This window comes from Candidatus Termitispirillum reticulitermitis (assembly GCF_054655775.1).
Genome location: NZ_BAAIHG010000149.1, coordinates 1 through 1,250 on the forward strand (window position 1 = coordinate 1; position 1,250 = coordinate 1,250).

General features: G+C 42.2%; 1 protein-coding gene and 1 pseudogene. One reads left to right on the plus strand and one right to left on the minus strand.

Annotated elements, in window-relative coordinates; translation table 11 throughout:
* Nucleotides 1–180: pseudogene (locus AC1MDJ_RS07905) on the plus strand (MBL fold metallo-hydrolase); the annotation flags it as partial.
* Between the two features lie 4 nt (nt 181–184).
* Here the strand turns inward: AC1MDJ_RS07905 and AC1MDJ_RS07910 are convergent.
* Entirely contained in the window at nt 185–904 is a 720-nt protein-coding gene (locus tag AC1MDJ_RS07910) for an outer membrane beta-barrel protein (RefSeq protein WP_479690376.1), read from the minus strand.
* Between the last annotated feature and the right edge of the window lie 346 nt (nt 905–1,250).

The window sequence follows — 1,250 nt, forward strand, 5'->3', positions numbered from 1 at the left end:
GCCCAAGATAAACAACACCTAACGACTAGCAGAGCGAAAGAAATTGCCACTCGCTCCGCTAGTCAGTTTATGCGCTTTACGCACTTCTCTAACCGCTATGCACAGGACAAGCGTAGCTTCTTTAGCGAGCTATACAGCGGGATAGATAGCTCCAGAATATATAAGTCAGCAGACCAGTAGGATATTAGAACGAATACCCCAGTCCTCCTATCACCGATATGCCAGCCATTTGCCTAGACTCACCATATATTTTATCTACTGTTGCATCTAAATAGCGCATCTTGGCTTGCAACGACAGGTGCTCGGTTGGCAATATTACCACTCCTATGTCTGCAATAACACCGCCGACACTTTCCTTTCTTGTTATGTGCGTGTCAGGAAGGCTAACCCAATCAACATCGTTTGTTATTTTAACATCTGTGCTTGCCCTACCAACGCCAACATAGAGGAAATAGGGGACGCCACTCCCTTCAGTTTTCAGCATACTCGTGCGGAGCAATACCATAGCATATAGTGAAGATACGCCGAACTCCCAGTCGCTATTTGCATTATTATATTCATACTCATAAGTATCTTTCACATGCTGATAGCCAAGCGCAATGCCAACATACTTTGAAAAGTAAAACTCGCCAGCTATATCAAACGTAAAGCCACTTTGTGAGTTATCATCCTTGTTTTCCCCGTCAAGCGAGACCCTTTCCCTATCTTTACCTAGAGAATAGGCAAGCCCTCCGTATATCGTGACGCTATGGGTATTAGCAGGTGACTGAGGAGACACATCTTGTGCTTGTCCGCCTATGCTATCATCACTCAACACATCTCCTCGTGGCGTAATCGTTTGCGCCAGTGCCACAGTCGCAAGCACCATAGACAAACCTAAAGCCATTAAAAATAACCTTTTCATAAGAGTTCCCCTTTTAACAACAATATTTATACCTAATATACTAAAATATTTGCATTAAAGTCAATATACTGGCTGAATAACTAAAAAATGTCCGTTTATGCATAAAATAGCCATAAAGGAGCGGGAACAAGACAGCATTGGCACGCTTAAGGTCTAAAAAATGTTAATTTATGCATAAATTAGCTTGAAAAAATGTAATTTATGACATAAAATAGCCCTATAAAATATCAAAAGGTAGGCTAAAATGCGCAGAAAGGTGCTTGAGGAGCTGAATAGCTGGAAGTTAAAGACCTCTAGGCAGCCTCTAATTATAAAGGGAGCTAGGCAGGTTGGCAAGACGTGGGTT

Excerpts from the sequence above, each read along its gene's own strand:
- AC1MDJ_RS07910 (WP_479690376.1), bottom strand. The coding sequence starts at position 904 with ATGAAAAGGTTATTTTTAATGGCTTTAGGTTTGTCTATGGTGCTTGCG.